Source organism: Achromobacter marplatensis (genome assembly GCF_002209535.1).
GTDB classification, from domain to species: Bacteria; Pseudomonadota; Gammaproteobacteria; order Burkholderiales; family Burkholderiaceae_B; genus Achromobacter; species Achromobacter marplatensis.
This window is the reverse complement of sequence record NZ_NJIG01000015.1, coordinates 109,706-131,663: the sequence shown is the minus strand read 5'-3', so window position 1 is coordinate 131,663 and position 21,958 is coordinate 109,706. Positions and strand designations below refer to the sequence as shown.

Below are 21,958 nucleotides of genomic sequence, written 5' to 3'. Positions count from 1 at the left end.
ATCAACCAGATCTGCCGGGATCGACGGCAGTTCCCTCAGGGGAGGTTTCTTCTTTGTGGCCATACATGTGCTCCTTGAGCGGTATGTTAGGCCTCAAACACAAAATTTATGACACTCCCGCGGCATACAGCCATTTCCTTGGGGCTACCGGAACGCACTCCACCCATCCTACGAATTAGAAGAAGAAGAAGAAGAAGAAGAACAGCGCCACCCACACGCGAAGCGAAGATCACATGACGCAAGACCATGCGTAAGCTCCCAAAGGCCGCCCGCGCGGCCGGCCGGGAGCGGGCCCCGCAAGATCTTCCACCACCCACCCCTGGTGGAGAGAACCCTAAGCAAACCGTTCTCCCCCGCTACCGTGAGATTGCAACCATCAAAGCACGGCGGGTTGGTGGCCTGCGGGGCGCGGGGCGTCGATAAGCCCGAGGGAATCTGAAGGCAGTTGCCGCAGGCAACAACGAAGATGACAAGGGGCAGTCCGGAGCGAAGGCTCCGGACCGCAATCGTTGACCCGCGCCCCGCAGGCCACCGACTCGCCGGGCGTCTTTAAAACCTACAACGCCCAAAGCAAAAACACCAAATCAAGGCAACCGATACTTCCCCTCCCGATACACCCAAGACGCCCACAAAGCATGCGCCAACGCCTCCTCCGTCAACTTCGGATCCGCAGGCTCCACCGGCGCGTAGACCTCGTCGCGTCCGACGGGCGCCGCTTCGTACCGGAACTCGCGGGGATCCTTTGACGGCTCCAGCACCAGCAACTTGTCGCCCTGCAGATACCCGAAGTTATCCGCGTACTGCATGATCGCCCGGTTCGGATCGCGTTGCGTCAAATCTGCCCCCAACATCGGGTTCACGTTATCCAACCCGATCAGCGACAACAGCGTCGGCGCCATATCGATCTGGCTGACTAGCCGTTCGTCCTGGCGCGGTGCGATGCCGGCGCCGAGGATCAGCGCCGGGATCTGGAAATGGCGCACCGGCACGGGGATGGATCCGTAGACCCGTGAATCGTGGTCCGCGATGACCAGGAACACGGTGTTGTCCCAATACGGCGCCTTCTTGGCCTTCTCGAAGAACTGCCCCAATGCCCAGTCCGCATACCTCACCGTGTTATCCACCGTGGCCGGCTCGCCCACGGGCTGGATGCGGCCTTCCGGATATTCCCAGGGCGAATGGTTCGTTACCGAAAACGCCAGCGTGAAGACCGGCTTGTCGCCATCGGCGCGCAGCAGGCGGTCGACCTGGGTGAACATGTCTTCGTCCGATGCGCCCCAGGACCCTTCGAATACCGGGTTCACGAATTTCGGACGGTCCACGACTTCGTCGAAACCGTTGCCCAGGAAGAACGCGCGCATGTTGTCGAAGTGCGATTCGCCGCCGTAGACGAAACGCGAGTGGTAGCCGTGCTTGCCCAGCACCTGCGCCAAGGTGAAGAAACCGGTCTGCGAGCGTGGCAGCTTGACGACGGCATCCGCCACGCTGGGCAGGAAGCCTGCCGTCACCGCTTCGATGCCGCGCACCGAGCGCGTGCCCGTCGCATAGGCGCGGTGGAACATCCAGCCTTCCTTCGCCAGGCGGTCGATGTTGGGCGTCAGGTCGCGGCCGCCCAGGCTGCCCACGTACTGCGCGCCCAGGCTTTCCTGCAGGATGATCACCACGTTCAGCGGCTTGTCGCGACGGACCGTGGCTTTCTGCTCGTGCAGGCTGGGGTAGCGCGGATCCAGCGGCGCGCCGGCCAGGCCCGCCTTCTCGCGCACGATGGCGTTCATCTGGTCCACCGGCATCTTGGGGTACATCGCCGCAGACGAGCGCTCGTCGCGCATCCGGTAGGCGGCGTCGAACACGCTGTACAGCGAATTGAGCGCCAGCGCGTTGACCATGGCGTCCGAACTGAAGGCGACCTTGGCCGGATTGATCGGCCGATGCTCCAGCGTGCCGCGTGCACCCAGCACGACCAACGCCAGGATCACGAAGGAGGCGATCGGCCGCTTCCACCATGCCATGAACGAATCGCGCGAGCGCGTCGGGAACAGCTTGACGGCCAGCCATGCCGCCAGCACCAGCACCACGAAGGCGGCCAGCAGCACGCCCTTGTAGCCCTGCCACAGCATCGACCCCACTTCCTTCGGATTGAGCAGATAGATGAAGTACAGGCGGTTCGGACGCGTGTCGTATTCAGCGATGAATTGCGGCGTGGAGACTTCCAGCAGCACATACAGCATCCACCAGATGCGGAACCACCACGCGGTGATGCGGGCCGCCAACGGCCGGTGTCCGAACCAGGGCGAAAACACGGCCGGCAGCGCGATCACCATCGACAGCAGGCACACGTCGATGCGCAGTCCACCGAACAGAACGGGCCACAGGCCGCCTGCGGCCTGCACGCGATCCCACATCCAGAATGACAGGCCCAGACGCGACAGCGTCAGCATCACCAGGACGGCAACGATGAACCGGAGTGTCAGGCGGCGCATGCGGCGGCCCTCCCCGGGCGGCGCGAGTCCGCCTGTTCAGATGAAAAAATCCTGCTGGGTGTGCCGAGCAAAGCCATGCCGCCTCGTTGACCTGAAATGAAAACGGGCCAAGGTTAACGCGGTTTGGCAGGCGTCGGCAGCGGATGTCGTCGCCGTCAAACGTTGTACGACATCATATTTCAAATATAGGTACGCGGTGCACAGCTTCCCGCTGCGTCCAGCCGCCTGCTATTGCGCGCGGCGCAGGCGTTCGCGGCTATTGCTCAGATGCGTGCGCATGGCGGCGCGGGCGCTTTCGGCATCCTGGCGCATTATCGCGCTGTAGATGTCTTCGTGTTCAAGATTCACGCGCGCCAGATACGCCGCGCGGTCTTCGTGCGCGAACTTGGCCGAATTGATGCGGGTGCGCGGAATGATGGCGGAACCCAGGTGCGACATGAGGTCCGCGAAGTAGCGGTTGTCGGTGGATTGCGCCACCAGCAGATGGAACTGGAAATCCGGTGTGATCGTGTCGCCGCCGGTTTCCAACGCGCTGCGGAACAGGTCCAACGCACGGCGCATTTCCTGCAACTGCACGTCGCTGCGGCGGATGGCGGCCAAGCCGGCGGCCTCGCTTTCCAGGCAGATGCGCAATTCCAGCAGCACCAGCACATCGCGTACCGTGGCGATGTCGGCAGGATCGACGCGAAAATCGCCGCCGCCGCTGGGTTCCAGCGCATAGGTGCCGACGCCGTGATGCGTTTCCACCAGCCCCGACGCCTGCAGACGGGACAGCGCCTCGCGCACGACGGTGCGGCTGACGCCGAACTGACGCATGATTTCGGATTCGGTGGGGAGCTTGTCGCCAGGGCGGATGTCGCCGCTTCGGATGCGTTCGGAGATATTTTCAACCAGGCCCTGGGCCAGGTTCCGGGGACGACGCTGCGGCAAGACGGGGGTATCGACAGGAGCGTTCATCAGGGATTATCCGAAGGCGGTTGCGCAAAGCTTGACGCTGAAATTTGGCGCTCATTATACTTTGCTCAAGTTGTACGATAACGTACCAGATAAGTCCACTCCCCCGCGCCATCCACCGAGCATTGCGCCATGAGCCGAACTGTCAACAACACGCCTGCCACGTTTCGCTGTCATCGTTTGTTATTGACCGGCGCCGCCGGCAACCTCGGCCAAGTGCTGCGGCCCCGGTTAAAGGCCCATGCGGACGTGATGCGCGTTTCCGACCTGGCCGAGGTGGGCCCCGCCGCCCCCGGTGAAGAGGCGCTGCCCTGCGACCTGGCCGACGCCGCTGCCGTGTCCCGGCTGGTGCAGGGGGTCGACGCGATCGTTCACCTGGGCGGCGTGTCGGTAGAGCGGCCCTTCGAAGAGATACTGCCCGCCAACATCCAGGGCGTCTACAACCTGTTCGAGGCCGCCCGCCTCCACGGCGTGCGACGCGTGGTGTTCGCCAGTTCAAACCACGTCATCGGTTTCTACGAGCAGGGCAAGCAGCTGGACGCGGACGTGCCCTTGCGTCCCGACGGCTATTACGGCCTGAGCAAGGCCTACGGCGAAAACCTGTCACGCTTCTATTTCGACCGCTACGGCATCGAAACCGTGTGCCTGCGCATCGGCTCGTCGTTCCCGGAGCCCAAGGACCGCCGCATGATGGTCACCTGGCTCAGCTACGACGACCTGACCGACCTGGTCACCCGTGCGCTGTTCACGCCGGATGTCGGCCATCTGATCGTCTACGGCGCGTCGGCTAACCGCGACAGCTGGTGGAGCGACGACGCCGCCCGCGTATTGGGGTTCATCCCCAAGGACTCCTCCGAACGTTTCCGCGCGCAGGTCGAAGCGCAGGCCCCGTTGCCGGCCGATGATCCCGCCGCCCGCTATCAGGGCGGCGCGTTCGTCAAGGCAGGCCCCTTTCCTTTTCCGGCCGAGTAACTGCCACCATGTCCGCCACTGCCGAACGTATCGGGACCATGTTGTGCGGCGTAGGAGAAAGCCCGGTCTGGCGCGTTGCCGATCAGACGTTCACCTGGACCGACATCCCCGGCAAGACCTTGTGGCGCTGGTCGCCGGCAAGCGGCGACATCACGCAATGGGCGCTGCCGCAGATGGCCGGATGCCTTGCGATGCGCGGCCCGGGCTGGCTGCTGGCGATGGAAGACGGCCTGTACGCCTGCGACGCGCTGCAGGCGGGCGCGCCCTGTGAACCCCGGTTGCTGGCCACCGTCCCGCACGCGGCGCCCGGCATGCGCTTCAATGATGGCCGTTGCGACCGGCAAGGCCGTTTCCTGGCCGGCACGATGGTCATGGACATGAGCCTGGCGCAGCCCGCCGGCAAGCTGTACCGCTACGACGCGCACGGCGTGGCGGTGCTGCTGGACGATCTGATCGTACCCAACGGCACGGCCTTCAGCCCGGACGGCCGGACGATGTATCTGTCGGACTCCCACCCTACGCGTGGCGCGGTCTGGGCGTTCGACTACGACATCGATACCGGCACGCCGCATAACCGCCGGCTCTTCATCGCCGCCTTGCCCGCCGGCCGTCCGGACGGCGCGGCAGTGGACACGGACGGCGGCTACTGGATCTGCGGCAACGACGCCGGGCGCATCTACCGCTACACGCCCGACGGCAGGCTGGATCGGACCCTCGCCGTTCCCGCCGCCAAGATCGCGATGTGCGCCTTCGGCGGCGCCGCGATGGACACCTTGCTCGTCACCTCGATCCGCCCTCCCTCAGCCGCGCCCGGCTCCCTGGAAGGCGCCGTGTTCGCCTTGCGCCCCGGCGCGCAGGGGCTGGAGGAAACCGCAAGCGCCGGTTAGCACCCGATCGGGGCACGCGCCTGCGCGCCCCATGCCAGGTAGTAAGCAGGTCCGTACCTATCAAAGAGCTTCGAGGCCGTCCCGGCCCTTGACCAAACGCCATACTCCAACCGGAGGTAGACATGCTGCGCCCCACCCTGACCCGCGCCATTTTGGCGGCGGCTGCCTTGCTGACCCTGATTCCCGCCACCCATGCCGCCGAGCTGCGCTCTGCCGACATCCATCCCGACGACTACCCCACCGTGCTGGCCGTGCGCCAGTTCGGCGAACTGGTCAAGCAACGCACCAACGGCCGCATCACGGTCAAGGTGTACGCCGGCGGCGCGCTGGGCAACGAAGACGATTCGATCGAACAGGTGAAACTGGGCGCCCTGGCCATGGCACGCGTCTCCAGCGCCGCCATGCACAACATCTGCCAGACCACCCGCGTACCCTCACTGCCCTTCCTGTTCCGCTCCAAGGAGCATCTGCACAAGGTGCTGGACAGCGAGATTGGCGACCAGATCCTGCGCTCGTGCGAAGGCGCGGGCTTCGTGGGCCTGGCGTGGTACGACAGCGGTGCGCGTTCGATGTACACGCGCAACAAGCCGATCAAGACCCTGGCCGACGCGAAAGGACAGAAGATCCGCGTGCAGCAATCGGACCTGTCCGTCGCCATGGTCGAAGCGATGGGCGGCAACGCCACGCCAATGCCGATGGGCGAGGTCTACACGTCGCTGAAGACGGGGCTGGTGGATGCCGCCGAAAACAACTTCCCCAGCTACGAAAGCGCGCATCACTACGAAGTCGCCAAGTACTACGCGATGACGGAACACACGATGACGCCCGAGATCCTGATCTTCTCCAAGCGCCAATGGGACAAGCTGCCGCCCGAGGACCAGAAGATCCTGCGCGAAGCCGCTCGTGAATCCGTGCCGTTCATGCGCAAGCTGTGGGACGAACGCGAGCAGAAGTCCCGGTCCGTGGTCGAGCGCGCCGGTTCGCAGATCGTGGAGGTGGACAAGGCCTCGTTCCAGAACGCGATGAAACCCGTGTACGAACGCTTCGTCACCACGCCCGAAATGAAAGACCTGGTCGCCAAGATCCAGGCCGTCCAGTGAGGGCATCATGTTGGCCACACCCACGAATGAAACAGATGTCGGTGCGGGGGGCCGGGCGCAAGCCCTGGCTGCCCCGCTGGATGCCTATACCCGCGGCTGCGCGGCGCTGGCGCGGGCCTGCATGTGGACGAGCGTGTTCGGGCTGATCTGCCTGATCGTCGCAGTCACCTTGCAGATCGTCGGCCGCCACGTGCTCAACAGCACGCCGACCTGGGCCGAAAGCCTGGCGCTCTTGCTGGTGCTGTACGTGACGATGCTGGGCGCCGCCGTCGGCGTACGCGACGCGGGCCACATCGGCTTCGAATCGCTGCTGGACGCGCTGCCCCAAGCCGGCCAGCGCCGGCTGCGGATCTTCATCCATCTGCTGGTGCTGCTGTTCGGCGTGCTGATGGCATGGAACTGCGGCGTGCTGGCGGAATCCGTCGCGGCCTACAAGATCCCCAACCTGGGGATATCGAATGCCTGGAAGTACATCCCCGCAACCCTGTCGGGCACCTTGATCGCGCTCTTCTCCATCGAGCACATCATCGCCATCCTGCGCAACCATAAGGTGGTACCGGCATGGCGCTGACACTGCTTTCGTTTACGTTCATGGGGTTCCTGGTGATCGGCGTGCCGGTGGCCTTCGCCATCGGCCTGTCGTCCATCACCGCCATCATGGTCGAGGACCTGCCGCTGGCGGTGGCGTTCCAGCAGATGACCTCCGGCATGAACGCGTTCTCGTTCCTGGCCATTCCCTTCTTCATCTTCACGGGCGAACTCATGCTGTACGGCGGCATCGCCGACCGCATCGTCGCGTTCGCCAAGTCGCTGGTGGGGCACGTGCGCGGGGGGCTGGGCATGTCCAACGTCGTGGCCTGCACGCTGTTCGGCGGCGTGTCGGGCTCGCCCGTGGCGGACGTGTCGGCGATGGGATCGGTGATGATCCCGATGATGAAGCGCGAGGGCTATCACGCGGACTATGCGGTGAACGTCACGACGCACGCCGCGCTCGTCGGCGCGCTGATGCCTACCAGCCACAACATCATCATCTACACGCTGGCAGCGGGCGGCAAGGTGTCGATCGCGGCGCTGATCGCGGCCGGCGTCGTGCCAGCGGTGATCCTGACCTTGTGCAATCTGGCGGCGGCCTACTTCGTGGCGCGCAGCCGGGGCTATCCGGCGGGCACCTTCCCGGGCTGGCACATCGTCTTGCGTTCGCTGATCGCGGCAGCACCCGGATTGTTCGTGGTGGTGCTGATCATCACCGGGATCCTGAGCGGGGTCTTCACCGCGACGGAATCCGCGGCGGTGGCGGTGCTGTACGCGCTGGCGCTGACGATCTTCGTCTACCGGTCGCTGACCTGGGACCAGTTCGTGCGGGCGGCCAGCAAGGCCGTCAAGACGACGGGCGTCGTATTGCTGCTGATCGGCATTTCGGCGACCTTCGGCTACCTGATCAGCTTCTACGGCGTGGCGGAAAAAACGGGCGAGCTAATGGCGTCGGTGTCGACCAGCCCTTGGGCCATCTTCCTGATGGTCAACGTCATCCTGTTCGTCCTGGGCACCTTCCTGGACATGGCCGCCACCATCCTGATCTGCACGCCGATCTTCCTGCCGATCTGCATGCAGTACGGCATGGGCCCGGTGCAATTCGGGATCGTCATGCTGCTGAACTGCGCCTTGGGGCTGAACACGCCCCCGGTCGGGACGACGCAGTTCGTCGGCTGCGCGATCGGTGGCGTCTCGGTGGGCACCGTCATGCGCACGATCTGGCCCTTCTACGGCGCCTTGCTGGCGGCGTTGGCGCTGGTGACCTACGTGCCGGCGTTTTCGCTGTGGTTGCCCGGCGTGCTGCTCAACTGATCGTGCGCCTTGTGGGACGCGCGCCGCACGCGGTGCCGTCCCACGATCACCGGATAGAAGAACAGCGCAGCCAGAAACCACAGCAACGCCGCCGACCAGAGCGTCTGGCTCAGGAAGTGGGCGCCCTGCAGAATGCGCACCACCGAAAACCCGGCGCCGGCGGCCACGCCCACGGCCAGCCCCCACCAGCGCCAGGCGGGTCGGTCAAGCGCCCAACCGGCGAAATACAGCGTCAGCATCGAATAGCCCGCGCCCGCATGGCCGCTGGGCATCGCCCCTCCGGAGCGCTCACGCACCCAGGTCCACCAGTGCAGCGGATATGGGGTATAGCCGCCCAAGGTTTCCAGATCATAGGGCCGCGGCAAGGTCGTGTAGTGCTTGAGCTGGTTCACCACCAACTGCCCCATCAGGCACGTCGCCGCCAGGGCCAGCGCCGGCCCGCGCCACGGCCGCCAGGCTGGGATGCGGAAGCTGGCCGCGACTACGCCGACGGCCGCCAGGGCGACGCCGATCGGCAGGGCCAGCACCATGCGGTGCCCCACCAGATCCAGCCAGCGGTTCACGTGCAGGGGGAAATCATCCAGGGCCGGATCGAACAGCGCGCGGGCAATGCGCAGGTCCATGCCCGAGGCATTGGCCCACCAGGCCAGGCAGGCGAGCACCAGCGTCACGCCGATCAGCTGACTGCAGAGGTACCAGACGGGCGTCGGCGCGCGCGCCGCAGGCAGCAAAGGGGACGACATGGGTCGATAGACCAGGGACGCATCGGACAAGCGAAGAGCTTAGTGCGCCGATAGTCGAAATTTCGTCAAATCCGGCCCTGTTCCGCGGACGCGACATCGCCGGCAGAATCGGTGACGGCGGCGTCGAACCGCAGGGAGAATCGCGTCCCCCGCAACCCCGGTTCGCGGGATGACTCGACCGTCAGCGACCAGCCTTGCATGTCGCAGACCCGCTTGGCGATCGCCAGCCCCAGGCCCCGGGCGGTTTCGTCGCGGTCGCCTGCGTTGGAATCCCGCATCCGTCCGCTGTAGTAGCGGCGGAACAGGAAGGGCAAATCGTCGGCGGCAATCCCCTTGCCGTCGTCGCTCAGTTCCAGCACGCCTGGCGCGCTGAACCGGGTCGTCAGCGTGGCCGGCGCGGCATGCTCCACCGCATTGCGCACCAGGTTGCGCAACACGGTCAGGAGCGCATAGCGATCCAGCGTCAGGATATGGCCGGGCGGGATCTGGTTATCCAGGCGCAGCTCGGCGTGCCCCGCCTGAGCCTCGTAGCCGCGCCAGGCGTCTTCCATGCACTCGGCGACGTCCACGGGCGCCGGCGGCAGCAGTTGGTCACGCGCCATCGCCCGGGCGCTCTCCAGGCACACGATCACGTCATCCACGTTATCCACAACGCGGGTCAGGCGCTGGCGCTGATCCGGCGTCAACGCCTGGGTCAGCAGCATCAACTCGCTGTCGGAACGGATCGCCGCCAGCGGCGTACGGACCTCGTGGCTGAGGTTGCCCGCGAACTCCCGTTCACGGGCGATCGATCGGTCGACCTGGTTCTGCACCCGGTTGAACGCCTCGATCAGCCGGCCGGCCTCGTCGTCGCGAGTAACCGCCATGTCAGGTGATCCCGGCGCCCAGGTCGCCAAGCGGTCGGTCAGGTCCAGCAAGGGCCCCACGGCCACCGCCGCCACCCGCCGCGACAGCGCGTAAGCGCCGATCACGCAAATGGCGCCGACCCCCAGCACGATCAGGCCGAAGTCGTGCACGCGCTCTTCGTTGTCGGTCGCGTCATACAGCAGGTAGACCTTGCCCCGGCCCGTTTCGGCCACCATCACGTGCCAGGTATAGGCGCCCGGCTCGATCAGGTGCAGCCCGCTATCCAGCCCCAGCACTTCGTCGGGAATGCCGGCCGGGCGCTGGCCGTCCACGCTCATCCAGGCCCGCATGGAGCCGCCCAGCTCGCGTGCGCCCTGGCGCGGCATGAACTCGTCGCTGGCGCGCGCGTGCTGGACCAGCCGGTCCATTTCCGTGTTGAGGATGTCGTTGACCAGGTCGTCTTCCATCTGGTCGAAGGTCAAATAGGCCAGCAACGCCAGCGCCGTCACGAACAGCGCGACCGTGCCCGTCAGCGCCCACACCACCCGCTGGGTCAATGTGCCGCTGGCCGCGCGTGTCATGGCGCGTCCCCGGTCGGCACCAGCCGCCAGCCGGTGCCATGCATGGTCTCGATGCCGTCGAACCCGGCATCGGCCAGGGCGCGGCGCAGCAGGTGGACCTGGCTGCGCAGCGCGTCCGAGGACGGGGGCTCGTTGCCCCACAACAGGGACTCCAGCTCTTCGCGCGCCACCACCCTGCCCGGATCGCGCATCAGCGCTTCCATGATCAGGCCGGCCTTGCGCGTCAGGTGCACGGGGGTGCCGTTGACCGATACGCTGCGACTGCGCGTGTCGTATTGCAGCGGGCCGAACTGGCGCACCGTATCCACCGTCGACCCTTTGGCGCGCTGGATCAGGGCCAGCAGGCGGGCTTCGACTTCCAGCAAGGCGAAAGGCTTGGTCAGATAGTCGTCCGCGCCGTGCGAAAAACCTGCCAGCTTGTCTTCAAGGCTGTCGCGCGCCGTCAGCATCAGCACCGGCACGGACACCCGCATGTCGTTGCGCAAGGCGTGCAGCACGGCGTTGCCGTCCATGCCCGGCAGGCCGATGTCCAGGATCACCGCGTCGAAGCGTTGCTCCTTCATGCGTTCCAGCGCCGCGTGGCCGGTATAGGCCGCGTCCGGCAGGAATCCGCGCGCCTCCAGGAAGGTGTACAGGTTGCCGGCGATGATGTGATCGTCTTCAACGATCAGGATCCGGTTATTCGCACCCGCCGCGGGGCTGACTGCCATGGATGAAGCTCCCAGTTGGAAGTAAGGTCGGGTCTGCGCCCGGGTGTCTCAGGTTTGCAGCACCTTGCCCGGGTTCATCAGCCCTTGCGGATCCAGCGCGCGCTTGATCCGCCGCATCAACGCCAGTTCGACGGCACTCTTGTAGCGCGGCAGTTCGTCGCGCTTGAGTTGGCCGACGCCGTGCTCGGCGCTGATGGAGCCGCTGTGCGCATGCACGCTGTCATGCACCACGCCATAGATCTCGCTTTGCAGGGCCAGCAGTTCGCTTTCGGTCTGGCCGGGCGCGTTGGCCACGTTGTAATGCAGGTTGCCGTCGCCCAGATGGCCGAAGATCACATGGCGCACGCCGGGAAAGCGCGCTTGCAGCAAGGCATTGGTCTTGTGCACGAAGCCCGCGATCGACGAAATGGGGATGGACACGTCATGCTTGACCGACTTGCCCAGCTCGGCTTCGGCCAGCGGAATGCTCTCGCGCAGGTGCCACAGCGCCTTGCTTTGCGCGACGTTGGCGGCAATCGCGGCGTCGTTGACCAGGCCCGCATCGATGGCATCGCCCAGCACGGCCTCGAAACGGTCGCGCGCATGCGCCTCGCTTTCGCTGTCGGACAGTTCAAGCAGCGCGAACCACGGCGATTCGGCCGACGCGCCTTCAAAAGGCAGGCGCTGCTGCGGAAACAGGCGCACGACGGCTTGCAGGCAAGCGCCGCTCATGAGTTCGAAGCCGGTCAGCGCGGCGCCAAAGCCCGAACGCGCACGCGACAGCACATCCACGGCTTGGTCGATTGTGTCCAGCGTCAACAGCGCGGTACACGAGGCCACCGGCCGCGGGAACAGCTTCAGCGTGGCGGCAGTGATGATGCCCAGCGTTCCCTCGCTGCCGATGTACAGGTCGCGCAGGTCATAGCCGGTGTTGTCCTTGCGCAAGCCGCGCAGGCCGTTCCAGATTTCGCCTTCGGCGGTTACCACTTCCAGGCCCAGCGTCAGGTCGCGCGTGTTGCCGTAGCGCAGCACCTGCGTGCCGCCGGCGTTGGTGGCCAGGTTGCCGCCAATCGTGCAGCTGCCTTCGGCCGCAAGGCTGAGCGGAAACAGCCGGTCGGCCGCCGCGGCGGCTTCCTGGACTGCCTGCAGGATGCAGCCCGCTTCGACCGTGACGGTGTCATTGGCGGTATCCAGGTTGCGCACGGCGGTCAGGCGTGCCGTGGACAGCACCACGGCACGGCCGGAATCGTCCGGGGTGGCGCCGCCGCACAAACCGGTATTGCCGCCTTGCGGCACGATGGGCACGCCATGATGCATGCACAGTTTCACGGCGGCGGCGACTTCCTCGGTCGAACCGGGCCGGATCACCGCCAGCGCCGTGCCGCGGTAGCGCCGGCGCCAGTCCTGCACATAAGAGTCGGCGTCCGCACCGGTCAGCACGTGGGAGAACCCCAGCAGGGACTGTAGATCGCTCAGCAAAGTCATAGGCGCCGCACAAGAAAGGCCTGGTATCGCCCAGGCGCAGGTCAAGGGATGTGCGGATATTGTAGGGGTGGAATCGCCACGGCCGAAGCCGGCCTAGCCGACCGCCTGGTCCAGCCGCGTGCCGGTCAGCCCGGAGCAGTACGCCCGGGACGCGATGCGGTTCATCAGGAAAGCGCGGTCGACGCCCGCCGGCCCCGGCATTTCGGACAGGGCGCGGTAGGCCCGACGCAAGGCCTCGCCACGCGTCGCACCGCACACCAGCAAGCGCGTGCAAGGCAGGCGGCGGTCCACGCAGCCATCGATGCGCATTTCCAGCGCATGGGCGGCGTCGGGGTCGTGGCCGGCAAAGGGCGCACCCGCGGCGTTCGGCTGCGCCTGCGCGCCCGTCACCCGGAACACGCCGCTGCGGTCATCCAGCGAAAAGGCCACGGTGCCCATCCCCTCCCAACCGCGGTCGCGGGCGACATCGGCGGCAATGAGGCGCAGCGCGGCTTCGACGGAAGCCGGCAGGTGCGGCGCCGGACACTCGGCGATCAGCACCCGGGCCTCGCGCCAGACGCAGCGTTCCCAGGCGCGGCCGGTGGCCAATTCGCCGGTTTCAGAGACGAAAACATGGATATCAAGCCGGCGCTCGCGGCCTGCGGCCGGTCCGGCGTAGTCCGTGGGGGGGCCTCGCCTGCTGCTGGCTCCCCTTGACGACATGACAGTAGAAACTTTGGCACCCATGGCCCCTCCCGGTCTTTCTGCTTGCATAGCAAGCGTATCACCTTCGGATGACGAGCAATTTCCATGCCACGCGGCGCCCTCTGGCAAAGGCGCTTTCGGCCGACTTGGCGGGCGCACCGGATCAAGGCGGCCCACGCCCGCCGTGCACCAAATCAGGGCGCGCGCCAACCCTTAAGACGCCCTACACCGCCCGCCGGATGAGGCCCACCCCGCCAATGGAGGATAATTCGAGCTTGACCCCCTAGCCAGGCGGGTTTTGATGCGCGGGTATACCATGACACCCCGTCAGAATCCGTGCTGTAACACCCCTATCAAGGAATCGTCGTGGGCAATCACAACACGCAGTTTCCCGCCTCTGTCTTCAAGGCCTATGACATTCGCGGCACCGTGCCCGACCTGATCGACGCCACGTTCGCGCGTGCGTTGGGCGGCGCCCTGGCTGCCCGCGCGCGCGCCGAAGGCGTGCAAACGCTGGTCGTCGGCCGCGACGGCCGCCTGAGCAGCCCGATGCTGTCGACGGCGCTACAGGAAGGCATGCTGGAAGGCGGCGTGGATACGCTGGATATCGGGATGGTTCCCACCCCCCTGGTCTATTTCGCCACCCACATCATGCAGTGCGGCTCGGGCGTGGCCATCACGGGCAGCCACAATCCGCCCAAGTACAACGGTTTCAAGATGATGATGGGTGGGCGCGCTCTGTACGGCGATGACGTCCAGGCCCTGAGCGCCGCGATGAACGGCCCCGCACAGGCGTCGGCCGAGCGCGCGGGCGTGCGCCGCCAATTGGATCTGGTCGCGGCCTACATTGCGCGCGTGGCGTCCGGCGTCAAACTGGCCCGCCCCATGAAGATCGCGATCGACTGCGGCAACGGCGTCGCCGGCGCGGTCGCGCCCCAATTGTTCCGGGCGCTGGGCTGCGAGGTCACGGAACTGTTCTGCGAGGTGGACGGCACCTTCCCCAATCACCACCCCGACCCCGCCGAGCCCAAGAACCTGCAGGACCTGATCAAGTGTGTCGCGGAATCCGACTGCGAACTGGGCCTGGCCTTCGACGGTGACGGCGACCGCCTGGGCGTGGTCACGAAATCCGGCCAGATCATCTGGCCTGACCGCCAACTGGTGCTCTTTGCCCGCGACGTGCTGGAACGCAACCCCGGCGCCACCATCATCTATGACGTGAAGTGCAGCCGCCATGTCGGCCTGTCCGTCGAAGCCGCGGGCGGCGTGCCACTGATGTGGAAGACCGGCCACTCGCTGGTCAAGGCAAAACTGGCCGAAACCGGCGCGCCGCTGGCTGGCGAAATGAGCGGCCACATCTTCTTCAAGGAACGCTGGTACGGCTTTGACGACGGCCTGTACACCGGCGCCCGCCTGCTGGAGATCGTGTCGCGATTCGCCGACGCCTGCGCGCCGCTCGAAGCCCTGCCGCAAGACGTGTCCACGCCCGAACTGAAGCTGGAAATGGAAGAAGGCCAGCCCTTCACCCTGGTCCAGGCGTTGCAGGACCAGGGCCAATTCCCTGATGCCCGCCGTGTGATCACCATCGACGGCGTGCGCGCGGAGTACGCCGACGGCTTCGGCCTGGCCCGCCCATCCAACACCACGCCCGTCGTCGTGCTGCGTTTCGAAGCGCAGACCGCCGAAGCGCTGCAGCGCATCCAAGCCGACTTCCGCCGCGAACTGGGCAAGCTCGCACCAGAAGCCAAACTGCCTTTCTGAATCGCCTATGTCACTTCCCAACAGCCCGGTCTGGCAACAATTCACCACAGCAGCGAATACTGCGTCGCGGCGCGGCGAGCAATTGCGGCTGATCAATGCCCCGGGGCTGCGGCTGGACTTGAGCGCGCAAGCGCATTCCCCCGCCCTGCAGGAAGCCTCGGCGGCGTTGCTGGCGCAGCAGGGCTTTGACGCCGCCCGCGCCACGCTGTTCGACGGCGGCAACGCCAACTGGACCGAAGGGCGCGCCGCCTGGCATACGGCGCTGCGCGCGCCGCAACCGCCTGCGGCCGTAGCCGCGGCGGTGTCGGCAGAGCGTGAACGCCTGCGCGAATTCGTGCGCGAAGCCGACAAGGCGGACCGCTACGGCTATGTGCTGCACCTGGGCATCGGCGGCAGCGACTGGGGCCCGCGCCTGGTGACGCGCGCCCTGCGTCATGGCGGCGCCAAGCGGGAAGTCCGCTTTGCCTCCAACGTGGATTCGCACTCCGTCGCCGACGCGATGAGCCGCTTGGATCCGCACGACACGCTCGTCATCGTGGCTTCGAAATCCTTCACCACGACCGAGCCGCTGGCCAATGCGGAAGTCGCGATGAACTGGCTGCGCGAAGCCGGCGTGGCCGATCCGATCAAGCAGGTCGTGGCGATCACCGCCAACGTCGAAGCCGCGTTGAACCTGGGCATCCTGCCCGATCACATTTTCCAGATCTGGGATTGGGTCGGCGGCCGCTACTCGCTCTGGTCGGCCATCGGCCTGCCGATCGCGCTGGCGCTGGGCACGGACGCGTTCGACCAGTTGCTGGCCGGCGCGGCGGCCATGGACGAACATTTCCGCACCGCACCGATCGCGGAGAACGCGCCAGTGCAACTGGCGTTGGCAGGCGTGGTCAACCGCAGCGTCCTGGGCTATGACTCGCTGGTGATCGCGCCCTACGACTCGAGGCTTTACCACATCGTGCCGTGGGCGCAGCAGCTGGAAATGGAATCTCTGGGTAAAGTCGCCACCGCCGACGGCAGCCCCGCGGGCGTGCCGACCGGCGCCGCGATCTGGGGGATGTCAGGCACCGACTGCCAGCACACGTTCTTTCAGTGGCTGCACCAGGACACCATGGGCGCGCCCGTGGACTTCATCCTGTGCGAACAGCCCGACCACGCCTATGCGCGCCACCACGAACTGCTGATCGCCAATTGCCTGGCGCAACGTTCCGCGCTGCTGCGCGGCAAATCGTTTGACGAGGCGCTGGCGGAAACGTCCGCCACCGAAAGCGATCCGGCCCGCGCGCGCGTGCTGGCGCAGCACCGCGTCCATCCGGGCGGCCGCCCGTCATCGCTGATCGTGCTGCCGCGTCTGGAGGCCTATACGCTGGGCGCGCTGCTGGCGCTCTACGAACACAAGGTATTCGTGCAGGGCGTGATCTGGGGCATCAACCCGTTCGACCAATGGGGGGTGGAGTTCGGCAAGGTGCTGGCCAAGAACATCATGCGCGAACTGGACTCCCCGCAACCCAGCCAGCAGGATCCTTCCACCCGATTCTGGATCGACGCGATCGCGCGCCGCCACTAGCCCCCGGCGCGGCTGGGCGCCGTCAGGCGCTCAGCGCGTCGTATAGGGCGACGTGGATGCTGGCAACGCGTTCGATATTGAATTCGCGTTCAGCCAGCGCCCTTCCCGCAGCGCCCATCGACTGCCGCAGCGCCGGATCTTCCGCCAGACGCGCGATCGCATCCGCCAAGGCCTGCGCATCGCGCACCGGCACCAGTAACCCGGTTTCGCCGGGTTCGATCGCGTCCCGGCAACCCGGCACGTCGGTCGTTACGACCGCGCGCGCGCATGCAGCGGCTTCGATCAATGACTTGGGCAGGCCTTCACGGTAAGACGGCAGCACGGCGATGTGAGAGGCCGCGTACAGCGCCGCCACATCCGAACGTTCGCCCAGCGCCTGGACCGCTCCGTCGCGTTGCCAGGCATCGACCTCGCTCTGGGTCGCCGACGCGGGGTTGCCCGCATCCACCCCGCCCACCAACTGCATCGTCACCGGCAAACCGCGCTGGCGCAGGATGCCTGCAGCCTGCACGAACTCCTGCACGCCCTTGTCGCGCAGCAGGCGGGCCACCATCGTGACCACGACCGGCGGCGTTGGCGGCTCGGGCAACGCGCGATAGGCATCCAGGTCCACACCCGCGCCGCGGATCATGACGACCTGCTCATCGCGCACTGCGCCCAGCGATTTGAGCAGGTCGCGGTCGTTGGCGTTCTGGAAGATCACGCGACTGTTCGGGTGGCCCAGCGCGATCCGGTACAGCCTTGCCACCACCGAACGCACCAACCGCATCTTCAGCGAATTGGACAGGAACACGAAGCCCAATCCCGAAATGGCGGCCACCATGCCGCGCACGCAGGCCAGGCGTGCAGCGATGCCACCGTAGAGCACGGGCTTGATGGTGACCAGATGCACCACATCGGGCCGCACGCGGCGGAACAGGCGCACCAAGGCCAGCAAGGTTCCCAGTTCCTGCAACGGATGCTTGCCGCTGCGCGTCATGGGAATGGCGTGGTGCGTCATGCCAAGGGCCTGAATGTCGGCCACTGCCGGGCCGTCCATCGTGGCCACGTGCACGTCATAGCCGGCACGCTGCGCGGCCAGCGCCACCGGCACCCGGTGCGACATGAAGAACGCGGGGTTATTGACGACGAACATCAAGCGACGGTCGGCGCTCATGCCTGGACTCCAGAAATACGGCGCCATACGGCGAGATAGCGTTGCACCATGCGGGCAAGGTCAAAGTTTTCCAGCACGCGGGCGCGGCCGGCTTCACCGGCCCGCCCGCTGCCGCGCGCAGCCACGTCGCACAAGGCGGTCTCGATGCCGCGCGCCAGCGCCTCGGCCTGTTCAGGCGGCACCACGATGCCGGTATCGCCGACGATATAGGCGGCGTCGCCCACGTCGGTCACGACGCAATAGACGCCGCAAGCCATGGCCTCGGCGACCACGTTGGGAAACCCCTCCGCGCAGCTGGACAGCACATGCAGGTCCAGCCCGTTCATCACGGCTGGCACGTCGTCGCTGGGGCCTGCCAGGATCACGCGTTCGCGCAGATCCAGCTTGTCGATCAGCGCGGCCAGTTCGGCGTTGTCCGGCGCCATGCCGCGCCCGACCAGCACACATCGCAGCCCGGCATCGCGGCCGTCACGCACCAAGGCGGCCACGGCGCGCAGCAGGTTGGCATGGTCTTTGAGCGGGTCCCAACGGGCCACGCAACCGATCACCGGCGCATCCTCGGACAGGTCCCATTGCGCACGCACGCGTGCCCGGGCCTGGGTGTCGGGCGCATAGCGCGACAAGTCATAGCCGTTCGAGATCACCACCATCCGGTCGCGGCGGTAGCCTTTTTCCGCATGGCGTTCGGCTGCGTTCTGCGCCGCGCAGACAATGGCGCGCGGCACGCTGCCCGACAGCAGCGCGCAGGCACGCAGAACCAGGCGCGCCGAACGGCTGCTGCGCTCCAGATGCGCGCCGGAATTGCGGATACCCCAAGCGATGGCCCGCACGCCAGCCAGGCGGGCAGCCAAACCGCCGATCAGGTCGGCGTGGTACATCCAGGTCTGCACGGCTTCGGGACGCGCGCTGGCAATCAAGCGGCGCAAGGCCAGAAAGCCGCCCAGGCTGACTCGCCCCCGCTTCATGCCCAGCGCGTGAACGGCAACGCCGGCCGCACGCAGGCGCTCGCCGTAAATGCCCTCGTCGGTCAGCGACACCACAATGTGCGTCACGCCGGGTTCGGGATACGTCGCCAGGCGCAGCAGCACGGATTCCGCGCCACCCTGCCCCAGGCCCGTGATGACGTGCAGGATGCGCATTGCGGGGGTGCTCATCGCCCCTCCTGCACCGCTTCGAACAGTTCATCCCATTCCGACAGCACACTGGCCAACGCATAACGATGGCGCACCGCCGTCGCGCCGCGTTCGCCCAACTGCCGGCGCAAGGACAAGTCGACCATCACGCGCTGCAAGGCGTCGCGCAACGCATCGCGGTCGCCTGCCGGCACCAGCAAGGCGTCCTGGCCGTCGCGCGTCATCTCGCGCGGGCCGCTGGGGCAATCGAAGGCCACGCAAGGCAGGCCCAGCGACATGGCTTCCAGGAGAACATTGGGAAAGCCCTCGACCAGCGAACTCAACACGAAGGCTTGCCCGCGCGCCAGCTCGTCCCACGGTGTTTCCGTGCGGCCCGGCAGACTGATCCGCGATTCCAGGCCCAGCCGGGCGATCTGTGCTTCCAGCGCGGCGCGCTCGGGGCCTTCGCCCCAGATCCGCAGGTTCCAATCCGGATTCGACGGCGCCAATTGCGCGAAGACATCGATCAGCAGATCGAATTGCTTGTCAGAGACCAGGCGGCCCATCGCCAACAGTTCACGCGGACCGTCGTCTTCGCGTTGCAACACGCGGGGCGCATCCAGCAAGGGCGCAGGTAAGGGATTCGGGATGACGGCCAAACGCTTGATGCCCGGCACCTGACGCGAAAACGGGCCGGCGGTGTCTTCCGCCTGCACGGTCACCATGTCAGCGCGCGGGTACAGCAGGCGGCGCAGCTTGCGCCACACCGTGCCCGTCGTCGTCTCGGCGACCGGATTCGTGCGCTCGCAAACGATGAGCGGCACGCGCAAGCCTCGCGTGGCGAGGATGGCGGCCACATTGACGTTGGTCAGGAAGGACACCACCACATCGGGTTTGGTGTCGCGGATGTGCTTGCGCAAGGCCATCAAGCGCTTGAACGCGGCCATTGCCCCCGACTCCCGCGTGCCGGCGATATCCGCCAGCCATGCAAGCTCAACCTTGTCAGATAAGGGATAAAAGCACGTGCCCTTGGACGAATAGGTGGGCGTCAAGGTGACGGCGTCCCCGCGTTCGGCCCATGCGCTAACCAGCGTGGCAGCCACCCGTTCGGCGCCGCCCGCATGCATGGAACTGACCAGCATCAATATTCTCATTCGTCAAAGACTCCCAATAGATCCCCCTTGATCCGGTCCTGCGCGATAACGGTCCAGCCAGGCCTGCATCATCAGGACGCCCCACAAATGGCTGTCCCAATTGCGGTGGCCCGACGTGTGTTCACGCCACTTGCGCAGGATGGGTTCCGGTTCGAACCAGCCTTCCTGACGCAGGCGCGTGGGGTCCAGCAATGCGTCCGCCCATTCCCGCAGCGGGCCGCGCAGCCAGGCGGCCAGCGGCACGGCAAAACCGCGCTTGGGGCGGTCTACCAGGGCCTGCGGCACATGGCGATGCAGCACCTGGCGCAACAGCCACTTGCCCGTGTTGCCGCGCACCTTGTACTGGTGCGGCAGACTCCAGGCGAATTCATAGACGCGGTGGTCGATCAGCGGCACCCGCGTTTCCAGGCTGACCGCCATCGCGGCGCGGTCCACCTTGACCAGGATGTCGTCCGGCAGATAGGTGATCGTATCCAGCTTCATCATGGATTCGAAGGTGGAGCCCTGCATGGTCCGCGCAAATTCCGAGACCGGTTCCACGCCGCCCTTGACCACCTTGGTGGGGTCGGCCCAGTACGACACGAAGTGGCGATAGAAATCGCCGCGCGAGTCGGTGCGCAGCAGCTCGCCCAGCTTGCCGACCTTGCCGCGCCAGGCGCCGCGCCCCGGAAGATGGGTGGATGCGGAAAGCAGCGCGCCCGCCGGCTTGCGCAGCAGCGAAGGAAAGCGCTCGCATTGCTGCCACCAGTTGTTCACGCGGAAATAGCGTGAATAGCCGCCGAAGAGTTCGTCGCCGCCATCGCCGGACAGCGCGACGGTAACGTGCTGCCGCGCCATTTTCGTGACGAGCGAGGTCGGGATCTGCGACGAATCGGCAAACGGTTCGTCGTACATGTCCGCCAGCGACGGCACCACGGCCAACGCGTCCTCGGCGGTCACGTAGAGCTCGGTATGGTCCGTGCCCAGGTGCGTGGCCACGGCTTTCGCGTGCTGCGCCTCGTCATAGCCCTTTTCGTGGAAGCCGATCGCGAAGGTGCGCACGGGCTTGGCGCTCTGCGCCTGCATCAGGGCCACGATAGTGGACGAATCGATGCCGCCCGACAGGAAGGCGCCCAGGCTCACATCGGCCAGCATCTGGCCGCCGACCGCCTTGGACAACACCCCTTCCAGCGCTTCGGTGGCCTGCGCGTCGGACTCGAACGTCAGCCGCGACTTGGCGGCGGCGTCCGCGGCGTCGCGCGCCGACCAGTACACGCGAGGCTCCGGCATGCGTCGGCTGCGGGTGTCGTCGGCGGTGAATTCGACCCAGGTCCCCGGCGGCAGCTTGGCAATGCCTTGATAGATGGACTGGGGCGCCGGGATGTAGTTGTGCCGCATGAACGACGCCAACGCATTGCGGTTCAGGTCGCGGCCGAAGCCCGGAATGGGCATGAGGCCCTTCAACTCGGAAGCGAACACCAGTTCGGCGCCGGAGTAGCCGTAGTACAGCGGCTTTTCGCCCATGCGGTCGCGCGCCAGCATCAGCTTGCGCGACGCGCGATCCCACAGCGCGATCGCGAACATGCCGACTGCGGCCTGCAAGGTCGCCTCGATGCCCAGCGCGGTGAAGCCCGCCAGCAGGGTTTCGGTGTCGGAGTGCCCGCGCCAGGACGGCGCCAGCGCGGATTGCTCCAGCTGCTTGCGGATGTCCAGGTGGTTGTAGATCTCGCCGTTAAACACCATGACATAGCGGCCGCAGGCGGACGTCATGGGCTGGTGGCCGGCTTCGGTCAAGTCCAGGATCGCCAGGCGGACGTGCGCCAAGGCCAGTTCAGCTTCGGGGTCTTCCCAGAAACCGTTGCTGTCCGGCCCGCGGTGGCGGATGCGGCGGCAGCTTTCGGCCAGCACGCGCTCCTTGTTTCCGACAGGGCCCCAAATTCCGACTATTCCACACATGATGAAGTTCTCG

18 protein-coding genes are annotated in these 21,958 nt (G+C 66.3%); 7 read left to right on the top strand and 11 right to left on the bottom strand.

Annotation, left to right across the window (positions count from 1 at the left end):
* Nucleotides 1-584: 584 nt before the first annotated feature.
* Both CEY09_RS25530 and CEY09_RS25525 read right to left on the bottom strand, forming a co-directional pair.
* Nucleotides 585-2,480 carry an LTA synthase family protein gene (locus CEY09_RS25530; RefSeq protein ID WP_088590747.1) on the bottom strand — a complete coding sequence of 632 codons (1,896 nt, stop codon included), beginning with the start codon at nucleotides 2,478-2,480 and terminating at the stop codon, nucleotides 585-587.
* 228 nt (nucleotides 2,481-2,708) lie between these two features.
* Complete coding sequence (locus CEY09_RS25525; protein WP_006226236.1) at nucleotides 2,709-3,437, bottom strand: FadR/GntR family transcriptional regulator; 729 nt, start codon at nucleotides 3,435-3,437, stop codon at nucleotides 2,709-2,711.
* 129 nt (nucleotides 3,438-3,566) lie between these two features.
* Between CEY09_RS25525 and CEY09_RS25520 the strand changes: the two genes are divergently transcribed.
* The 5 genes from CEY09_RS25520 (at nucleotide 3,567) to CEY09_RS25500 (ending at nucleotide 8,238) form a co-directional block, all read left to right on the top strand.
* Nucleotides 3,567-4,406 carry an NAD-dependent epimerase/dehydratase family protein gene (locus tag CEY09_RS25520; RefSeq protein ID WP_088590746.1) on the top strand — a complete coding sequence of 280 codons (840 nt, stop codon included), beginning with the start codon at nucleotides 3,567-3,569 and terminating at the stop codon, nucleotides 4,404-4,406.
* An 8-nt stretch (nucleotides 4,407-4,414) separates the two neighbouring features.
* A complete protein-coding gene (locus CEY09_RS25515; protein ID WP_088590745.1) occupies nucleotides 4,415-5,293 on the top strand; it encodes an SMP-30/gluconolactonase/LRE family protein in 879 nt (292 codons plus the stop codon).
* A 122-nt stretch (nucleotides 5,294-5,415) separates the two neighbouring features.
* The gene (locus CEY09_RS25510; RefSeq protein WP_006226233.1) at nucleotides 5,416-6,393 is read left to right on the top strand and encodes a TRAP transporter substrate-binding protein; all 978 of its coding nucleotides are present in this window, start codon (nucleotides 5,416-5,418) and stop codon (nucleotides 6,391-6,393) included.
* A 7-nt stretch (nucleotides 6,394-6,400) separates the two neighbouring features.
* Complete coding sequence (locus CEY09_RS25505; protein WP_088590744.1) at nucleotides 6,401-6,964, top strand: TRAP transporter small permease; 564 nt, start codon at nucleotides 6,401-6,403, stop codon at nucleotides 6,962-6,964.
* The gene (locus CEY09_RS25500) at nucleotides 6,955-8,238 is read left to right on the top strand and encodes a TRAP transporter large permease (protein ID WP_006226231.1); all 1,284 of its coding nucleotides are present in this window, start codon (nucleotides 6,955-6,957) and stop codon (nucleotides 8,236-8,238) included. Before CEY09_RS25505 ends, CEY09_RS25500 begins: the two co-directional genes overlap by 10 nt.
* Here the strand turns inward: CEY09_RS25500 and CEY09_RS25495 are convergent.
* The 5 genes from CEY09_RS25495 to CEY09_RS25475 all read right to left on the bottom strand — a co-directional run bounded on the left by CEY09_RS25495 (nucleotide 8,190) and on the right by CEY09_RS25475 (nucleotide 13,308).
* Nucleotides 8,190-8,981 carry a phosphatase PAP2 family protein gene (locus CEY09_RS25495; RefSeq protein WP_035213739.1) on the bottom strand — a complete coding sequence of 264 codons (792 nt, stop codon included), beginning with the start codon at nucleotides 8,979-8,981 and terminating at the stop codon, nucleotides 8,190-8,192. The two genes, CEY09_RS25500 and CEY09_RS25495, sit on opposite strands and share 49 nt — an antisense overlap.
* A 65-nt stretch (nucleotides 8,982-9,046) precedes the next feature.
* Nucleotides 9,047-10,408: a sensor histidine kinase gene (locus CEY09_RS25490; RefSeq protein WP_088590743.1), complete on the bottom strand. Its 1,362-nt coding sequence runs from the start codon at nucleotides 10,406-10,408 to the stop codon at nucleotides 9,047-9,049.
* Nucleotides 10,405-11,118, bottom strand: a complete 714-nt coding sequence (locus CEY09_RS25485) for a response regulator transcription factor (protein WP_088590742.1) — start codon at nucleotides 11,116-11,118, stop codon at nucleotides 10,405-10,407. Before CEY09_RS25485 ends, CEY09_RS25490 begins: the two co-directional genes overlap by 4 nt.
* A 48-nt stretch (nucleotides 11,119-11,166) precedes the next feature.
* Nucleotides 11,167-12,582 carry an FAD-binding oxidoreductase gene (locus CEY09_RS25480; protein ID WP_088590741.1) on the bottom strand — a complete coding sequence of 472 codons (1,416 nt, stop codon included), beginning with the start codon at nucleotides 12,580-12,582 and terminating at the stop codon, nucleotides 11,167-11,169.
* 93 nt (nucleotides 12,583-12,675) lie between these two features.
* Nucleotides 12,676-13,308: a BPTD_3102 family carboxylase-like protein gene (locus CEY09_RS25475; protein WP_088590740.1), complete on the bottom strand. Its 633-nt coding sequence runs from the start codon at nucleotides 13,306-13,308 to the stop codon at nucleotides 12,676-12,678.
* Between the two features lie 324 nt (nucleotides 13,309-13,632).
* Here CEY09_RS25475 and CEY09_RS25470 point away from each other — a divergent pair, with 324 nt between their 5' ends.
* Together CEY09_RS25470 and pgi are read left to right on the top strand one after the other, a co-directional pair.
* Entirely contained in the window at nucleotides 13,633-15,027 is a 1,395-nt protein-coding gene (locus CEY09_RS25470; RefSeq protein ID WP_088590739.1) for a phosphomannomutase/phosphoglucomutase, read from the top strand.
* A 7-nt stretch (nucleotides 15,028-15,034) separates the two neighbouring features.
* Nucleotides 15,035-16,588 (top strand): glucose-6-phosphate isomerase, encoded by a 1,554-nt coding sequence (pgi, locus tag CEY09_RS25465; protein WP_088590738.1) that lies wholly within the window; start codon nucleotides 15,035-15,037, stop codon nucleotides 16,586-16,588.
* Between the two features lie 22 nt (nucleotides 16,589-16,610).
* Here pgi and CEY09_RS25460 read toward each other — a convergent pair whose 3' ends face one another.
* From CEY09_RS25460 to asnB, 4 genes are read right to left on the bottom strand one after another with little or no spacing between them, the layout of a single operon-like run.
* Entirely contained in the window at nucleotides 16,611-17,744 is a 1,134-nt protein-coding gene (locus CEY09_RS25460; protein WP_088590737.1) for a glycosyltransferase family 4 protein, read from the bottom strand.
* Nucleotides 17,741-18,883, bottom strand: a complete 1,143-nt coding sequence (locus CEY09_RS25455; protein WP_088590736.1) for a glycosyltransferase family 4 protein — start codon at nucleotides 18,881-18,883, stop codon at nucleotides 17,741-17,743. The genes CEY09_RS25460 and CEY09_RS25455 overlap by 4 nt, the downstream gene beginning before the upstream one ends.
* An 11-nt stretch (nucleotides 18,884-18,894) precedes the next feature.
* Nucleotides 18,895-20,010 (bottom strand): glycosyltransferase family 4 protein, encoded by a 1,116-nt coding sequence (locus tag CEY09_RS25450; protein WP_088590735.1) that lies wholly within the window; start codon nucleotides 20,008-20,010, stop codon nucleotides 18,895-18,897.
* Between the two features lie 3 nt (nucleotides 20,011-20,013).
* The gene (gene asnB, locus CEY09_RS25445; RefSeq protein ID WP_088590734.1) at nucleotides 20,014-21,945 is read right to left on the bottom strand and encodes an asparagine synthase (glutamine-hydrolyzing); all 1,932 of its coding nucleotides are present in this window, start codon (nucleotides 21,943-21,945) and stop codon (nucleotides 20,014-20,016) included.
* Nucleotides 21,946-21,958 lie beyond the last annotated feature (13 nt).

Bases quoted from the DNA above. Each gene is read 5' to 3' on its own strand.
- CEY09_RS25525 (WP_006226236.1), bottom strand. From the start codon at position 3,437: ATGAACGCTCCTGTCGATACCCCCGTCTTGCCGCAGCGTCGTCCCCGG.
- CEY09_RS25505 (WP_088590744.1), top strand. From the start codon at position 6,401: ATGTTGGCCACACCCACGAATGAAACAGATGTCGGTGCGGGGGGCCGG.
- CEY09_RS25515 (WP_088590745.1), top strand. From the start codon at position 4,415: ATGTCCGCCACTGCCGAACGTATCGGGACCATGTTGTGCGGCGTAGGA.
- CEY09_RS25480 (WP_088590741.1), bottom strand. From the start codon at position 12,582: ATGACTTTGCTGAGCGATCTACAGTCCCTGCTGGGGTTCTCCCACGTG.
- asnB (WP_088590734.1), bottom strand. From the start codon at position 21,945: ATGTGTGGAATAGTCGGAATTTGGGGCCCTGTCGGAAACAAGGAGCGC.
- CEY09_RS25455 (WP_088590736.1), bottom strand. From the start codon at position 18,883: ATGCGCATCCTGCACGTCATCACGGGCCTGGGGCAGGGTGGCGCGGAA.
- pgi (WP_088590738.1), top strand. From the start codon at position 15,035: ATGTCACTTCCCAACAGCCCGGTCTGGCAACAATTCACCACAGCAGCG.
- CEY09_RS25475 (WP_088590740.1), bottom strand. From the start codon at position 13,308: ATGGGTGCCAAAGTTTCTACTGTCATGTCGTCAAGGGGAGCCAGCAGC.
- CEY09_RS25450 (WP_088590735.1), bottom strand. From the start codon at position 20,010: ATGAGAATATTGATGCTGGTCAGTTCCATGCATGCGGGCGGCGCCGAA.
- CEY09_RS25510 (WP_006226233.1), top strand. From the start codon at position 5,416: ATGCTGCGCCCCACCCTGACCCGCGCCATTTTGGCGGCGGCTGCCTTG.
- CEY09_RS25490 (WP_088590743.1), bottom strand. From the start codon at position 10,408: ATGACACGCGCGGCCAGCGGCACATTGACCCAGCGGGTGGTGTGGGCG.
- CEY09_RS25495 (WP_035213739.1), bottom strand. From the start codon at position 8,981: ATGTCGTCCCCTTTGCTGCCTGCGGCGCGCGCGCCGACGCCCGTCTGG.
- CEY09_RS25460 (WP_088590737.1), bottom strand. From the start codon at position 17,744: ATGAGCGCCGACCGTCGCTTGATGTTCGTCGTCAATAACCCCGCGTTC.
- CEY09_RS25500 (WP_006226231.1), top strand. From the start codon at position 6,955: ATGGCGCTGACACTGCTTTCGTTTACGTTCATGGGGTTCCTGGTGATC.
- CEY09_RS25530 (WP_088590747.1), bottom strand. From the start codon at position 2,480: ATGCGCCGCCTGACACTCCGGTTCATCGTTGCCGTCCTGGTGATGCTG.
- CEY09_RS25520 (WP_088590746.1), top strand. From the start codon at position 3,567: ATGAGCCGAACTGTCAACAACACGCCTGCCACGTTTCGCTGTCATCGT.
- CEY09_RS25485 (WP_088590742.1), bottom strand. From the start codon at position 11,118: ATGGCAGTCAGCCCCGCGGCGGGTGCGAATAACCGGATCCTGATCGTT.